A 5,860-nucleotide genomic window follows, 5' to 3' on the forward strand; every position below is an offset into this window, starting at 1 on the left:
ACGCACTTGTGACGCTACAAAGCGGCTTTTAAGCGCTTCTTTATTTACTTGGTTTAACCCTTTTGAATCCTCAGGTGTTACACCTGCATTAGCTGGTTTAGCCAACAACGCTTGATCAAAATCGTAACCCGTTAGTGTTGTTGAGTTTGCAAGACGAATAATATCAATTCCAGTTGCAAGGTATAAATAGCCATCAGGGTCGACTAATGACCATTTATCATTATATTTAGCCGTTCTAAAATAACCAGTAGCTTCTAATTTTGGACCTTCTGCCCAGCCACCAAAGCGTGAGCGATTAGTAGGGCGTTTAGAAAGTAACTGTGCTGCTTCTTGTTTTTTGTCGCTCAATAGCTCGGCTTCTGAATGTACCTTCCCTGAAAATTCTTGTTTTGCATTTTGGCCAAATTCATCAACAATCTTGGTTAAAAAAGCAGTATTAAATTGAGGGTTTTTACGAAGTGAAATAGATTTTATTGCCAGCTCTTTGTCATGCAATGTACTTTGCACGCTAATTGCTATTTTAGCGATGCCTTTTAAGTTAAGATTTTTTTTACCCCACATAGAAATAAACTGTACCTCATCAGACTCCCACGTATCTGGGTTAGAGCGAAGTCCTGAGGTAAAGTTAAGTTCTACATTTCCTTTGCCATCGGGCGTTGCAAGGTCGTGGCCGTCAAGTTTTGCGTAATACGTGTTGTATCCACCTACTGGCACATTAACGCTACGCGTATAGTTAGCACCGTCAATATCGGAGATATCTAAATAAATTTGTACAGAGTGTGTTCCTGGGTTTGCCAATTCAAAGGCAAGATTAAAATCACTAAATTCACTCCAATCCCAAGGTTTTTCCGGTGAAAAAACAATACTGGCGTACGAATTTTTCTTAGATTGAAATGTCACATCTAATACAGAGTTTCCTGCCTTTACAGTGGCTGCATTACTTTTGTATTGAACTGGGGTTAGCTGTGTGTGTGCAGCATCAGCAAATAAATACATTAATGTATCTGCTGAATTAACCTCTGTAGGCTCATTGGTTGGTTTTTCAACCTTGATTTCTTGTTGGTTACAGGCACTTAGCGCAAGCAAGAGCGATGTGAGTAGTATGTTCTTTTTATATTTCATTGCTGTTCAACCTTTAATTACAATTTAACATACCATACAACAAAAAAACAAAATTGAATATTGTTGACAATATGCAATTTGTGTTTTTGTGTGTCATTTATAATAAACTTTTGATTTTGTTTAACTAATTTTTAATGTTAATTGTAAAATAATTTAAGTTAAAGCATGATTTCTTAAAATAGATGTTGCAAGTGCGTTAATTTTGAAATAGTCTCGAAGTCATTACCCATGGTTAATTGTTAACAATGTTGGGTTTTGACACTAGCACTCGCTTTATTCTCTATATAAAGCAACACACAATGATAACAACAAAGTTGGATAGAAGTATGAATGGTAGTAAACGTAATGTGTTTTTCTTTGCATTTATTGTCGCCTTTGGCGGCTTTATATTTGGATTAGACGCTGCTCTTATTTCAGGTACGGTTCGTTTTGTATCGGCAGAATTCAATTTATCAGACATTCAAATAGGCACTGTAGTGAGTGCGCCTGGTTTTGGTGTGCTATTTGCTTTAGTCATTACCGGTTACATATGCAATATGTTTGGCCGAAAAAATACTTTAATAGGCATTGCGTTTATATACATACTGTCGGCAATTGCATCGGTTTTCGCGCCAAGTTACGAGCTATTAGTTGCTGCTCGTTTTATAGGTGGATTAGCATTCACGTCTTTATCAGTCGCTGCTATGTATATAGGCGAAGTTGCACCGTCTAAGTACCGTGGTAAATTAGTGTCTATGATTCAAATAAATATTGTTGTTGGATTATCCGCAGCGTATTTTGCTAACTACTTACTTGTTGATTTAGCTCACAGTAATTTTGAGTGGGTAACACAGTGGAATGTACAAGATAATTTATGGCGCTGGATGCTAGGCGTTGAGATTATTCCTGCTATTTTATGGTTTTTATTATTATTTACTATTCCTCAAAGCCCGCGTTGGTTAGTTATGAAAGGCAACGAAACACGCGCTATAACTATCTTGCATCGTTTAAATAAAAATACTGAATTGGCCCAAGAGCAACTTAAGAGTATTAAAGAGAGCTTGGTTGATTACAGCGAAACAGGTGGGTATTTTTCTTCATTTAAACAACTACTCGAAAGTCGTGTTCGCGCCGCTGTCATTATTGCTTTTACTATTGCTATTGTGCAGCAAGTGACGGGGATTAACGCCATAATGTTTTATGCTCCAACGGTGTTTGAACAACTGGGAGTCGGCACTGATGCGGCTTTTTTTAACGCTGTTTTAATTGGTTTAGTCAGTATTGTATTTACTGTGGTAGCTATTGCTTTGATAGATAAGTTAGGGCGCAGACCCCTTGTTATTTGGGGATTAGCAGCTGCAACAATTAGTTTGTTTATGTGTTATTTAGGCTTTAGCCAGGCAGAGTATAGTTTGTCGGCTGAAGATATAGCCTCGTTTTCAGCGTTAAACTCTATTACAGGACTGGAGCACATAATTGGTACTGTGTATCACAGTGATATTGAATTTAAGCAAGCACTAGCGAGCGTACTTACTGCTTCGCAACAGCAATTATTTGAAAGCGATTTAATTTCACGCGCAGCAACTATAAACGCGCCACTTATATCATTTGGTATAGCGGGCTTTATTGCAGCCTTTCACTTTTCGATTGGGCCAATTATGTGGGTGATATTTTCTGAAATATTCCCGACTCGTATTCGAGGTGTGGCCATTCCTACCTTCGCATTTATTGCCAGTGTAATTAGCTATTTTGTTCAGCAGTTTTTCCCATGGCAGCTAAGTAATTTAGGCGCTGCAAACATCTTTTTACTTTATACCGTATCGGGTGTTGCCGGCTTTGCATTGCTATTTAAGTTTATGCCAGAGACTAAAAATAAATCGATAGAAGAAATTGAAGTCTACCTAGAAGGCCTACACACTAAAAAAGTACAGGAGGGTGTGTGAGTACTTTACTCGCTATTGGTGAATGTATGGTCGAGCTAGTACCAACAGGTATTAGCGAATGCAAGCAGTCTTTTGCGGGCGATACTTACAATGCTCTTGTGTATGCAAAGCGTTTTGCAAACACACTAAATTGCGCGCTATTTACAGCTGTAGGTAGCGACGTACTGAGTGCCAATATGCTCAAATGTTGGCAACAAGAAGGTATTAGCACGCAAAACGTGATTACAACAGCAGACTATAACGTGGGTATTTACGCTATTTCAACGGATGCTGATGGTGAGCGAAGCTTTGATTATTGGCGTAATCAATCAGCAGCGAAGCATATGATGAGTTTATATACTCAAAAGCCATTTAATTTAGGTTTTAAAGAATCAGACTGGGTGTTTTTCAGTGGCATTAGTTTAGGTATTTTAGATGATGAATCTAAACAAGGTTTACTCACATTATTAGCTGATTTAAAAAAACAAGGCTGCACAATTGCGTTCGACCCTAATTATCGCGCGCGTATGTGGCAATCAAAAAGCCACGCTATTGAATGGCTAGAGCGTGCTTATGCGCTTAGTAATGTAGTTTTACCAGGTCTTGATGATCACCGTGTGTTATTCGGTCATTCAAGCAGTGCAGAGATTGTTAAGTACTGTACACAATTTGATATCGACGAAATTGTTATTAAAGCTGGTAGTGCCGGGATGCAGGTTTATTGCAAAGATGATCTTAAAGCGTCATGTCCGTTTACACCCGCTGCAAAGCAAGTTGACAGTACAGCGGCTGGCGACTCATTTGCCGGAACCTACTTAGCCGCCAGAATGTGCGCACAAACCCCTCAAAATGCATTAGAAATGGCTGACAGTGTTGCCTCACAAGTTGTGCAGCATCAAGGCGCGATTTTACCTCTTGACGTATACCAGTCGCTAAATATAAGCCTAGGTAAGTAAGGAATTAACATGTCTGATAAAAAATTAAGTTTAGCAAGTAAGCGTGCAATAGAGCGTGGCTACGACAAATATGGCCCGCAGTGGCTGACAGAATTTGATGTGGAACCGTTGCTGGGTGATTTTGCCTATGAAGAAGGAGTTATACGTCGCGATCCTTCATCTGTTTTATACATTGATGGTGTTTATCATTGTTGGTACACCAAAGGTGAGGGGGAAACAGTTGGTTTTAATGCACAAGACTCAAGTGCAAAAGTGTTTCCTTGGGATTTAACGCAAGTTTGGCATGCAACGTCAAAAGACAGCATAACGTGGCAAGAACAAGGGGTCGCTGTGAGTCGAGGGGACGCTGGTAACTATGACGATCGCGCTATTTTTACCCCTGAAGTATTTGCGCATCAAGGTAAGTATTACTTGGTGTATCAAACGGTACAAACACCGTATACCAATCGCCAATATGAGCATATTGCTATAGCGCATTGCGATACCCCTTTTGGTCCTTGGATTAAATCACCTGAACCTATTGTTAGCCCAAGTAAAGATGGTCAATGGCACGGTGATGAAGATAATCGCTTTGCAGTAACAGCTAAAGGTAGTTTTGATAGCCATAAAGTACACGATCCGTGTTTGGTGTTTTTTAATAACAAATTTTACTTGTATTACAAAGGTGAGACCCAAGGTGAGGGAATGAACTTTGGTGGTCGTGAAATCAAACACGGTGTTGCTATTGCTGATGATGTATTAGGGCCTTATGTTAAATCGCCTTACAACCCTATTTCTAATAGCGGTCATGAGGTCGTTGTTTGGAATTACAAAGGTGGTATTGCTAGTTTGCTAACAACCGATGGCCCTGAAAAAAATACTATTCAATTTGCTCAGGACGGTATTAATTTTGAAATTATGGCGCATATAAAAGGCGGTCCAGAAGCAATTGGCTTATATAGACCTGCACAAGGGTTTGATCAAAACACAGCGCCAGGCATTAGTTGGGGCTTGTGCCATAAATACGATGCCAGTTGGAACTGGAACTATATTTGTCGTTTTACTCCTCGTAAGCAAGTGCTCGACGCCGGTACCTTTCAAAACAGTAACTAGGGAAAGTAAACAATGAGTGAGCAACAAAATCAATTTGACCCGACAGAGCATCCACATCGGCGTTTAAACCCATTATTAAATGAATATGTGTTGGTGTCGCCACACAGGGCTAAACGCCCATGGCAAGGTCAAGAAGAAAGTGTAGATATTGAGGTTAAACCAGAATACGACGAAAGCTGCTTTTTATGTAAAGGCAATACGCGTATCAACGGCGAAGTAAATCCAGATTACAAAAACACCTTTGTGTTTACTAATGACTTTGCCGCCTTGCGTGAAGGTGTGCCTGATGTGGAGCAAACCGATCCCCTATTTAGCATGCATACAGAGCGTGGCACTGCGCGTGTTATTTGTTTTTCGCCTAATCATGCAAAAACACTACCAGAGCTCAGTGTTTCGCAAATTACAAATGTAGTAAGCACATGGCAAGAGCAATGCCAAGAGTTATCAAAAACTTACAACTGGGTTCAGGTGTTTGAAAATAAAGGCGCTGTAATGGGATGCTCTAACCCGCATCCACATGGTCAAATTTGGGCACAAAATAAATTACCGAGTTTGGTTGCACGTAAACATACAAACCTTAGTAACTATTATAAACAGTATGGCAGTAGTTTATTGCTCGATTACGCAAAACGTGAGATGGAATTAAATGAACGCGTAGTATGTGTAAACGATGATTGGCTTGTGGTTGTTCCTTATTGGGCTGCATGGCCATTTGAAACACTGTTATTACCTCGGTTTGCAGTTACTCAAATGATAGAGCTGACAGACGCTCAACAAAGTACTCTAGCT

4 protein-coding genes and 1 pseudogene are annotated in these 5,860 nt (G+C 39.8%); 4 read left to right on the forward strand and 1 reads right to left on the reverse strand.

Annotated elements, in window-relative coordinates:
- Window positions 1–1,122 (reverse strand): annotated as a pseudogene (locus P20429_RS19470) (agarase); the annotation flags it as partial.
- Window positions 1,123–1,448: 326 nt separating this feature from the next.
- Here P20429_RS19470 and P20429_RS10405 point away from each other — a divergent pair.
- From P20429_RS10405 to galT, 4 genes are all read left to right on the forward strand, one after another.
- Window positions 1,449–3,044, forward strand: a complete 1,596-nt coding sequence (locus P20429_RS10405) for an MFS transporter (protein ID WP_007583098.1) — start codon at window positions 1,449–1,451, stop codon at window positions 3,042–3,044.
- Entirely contained in the window at window positions 3,041–3,979 is a 939-nt protein-coding gene (locus tag P20429_RS10400; RefSeq protein WP_007583099.1) for a sugar kinase, read from the forward strand. The genes P20429_RS10405 and P20429_RS10400 overlap by 4 nt, the downstream gene beginning before the upstream one ends.
- Window positions 3,980–3,988: 9 nt before the next feature.
- On the forward strand, window positions 3,989–5,071 hold the full coding sequence (locus P20429_RS10395; protein WP_007583100.1) for a family 43 glycosylhydrolase: 1,083 nt from the start codon (window positions 3,989–3,991) through the stop codon (window positions 5,069–5,071).
- Window positions 5,072–5,083: 12 nt separating this feature from the next.
- Window positions 5,084–5,860 (forward strand): galactose-1-phosphate uridylyltransferase (galT, locus tag P20429_RS19475; RefSeq protein WP_033026738.1); only part of this gene is annotated, 777 nt, incomplete at its 3' end.

It is taken from the genome of Pseudoalteromonas sp. BSi20429 (genome assembly GCF_000238895.1).
Lineage (GTDB): Bacteria > Pseudomonadota > Gammaproteobacteria > Enterobacterales > Alteromonadaceae > Pseudoalteromonas > Pseudoalteromonas arctica.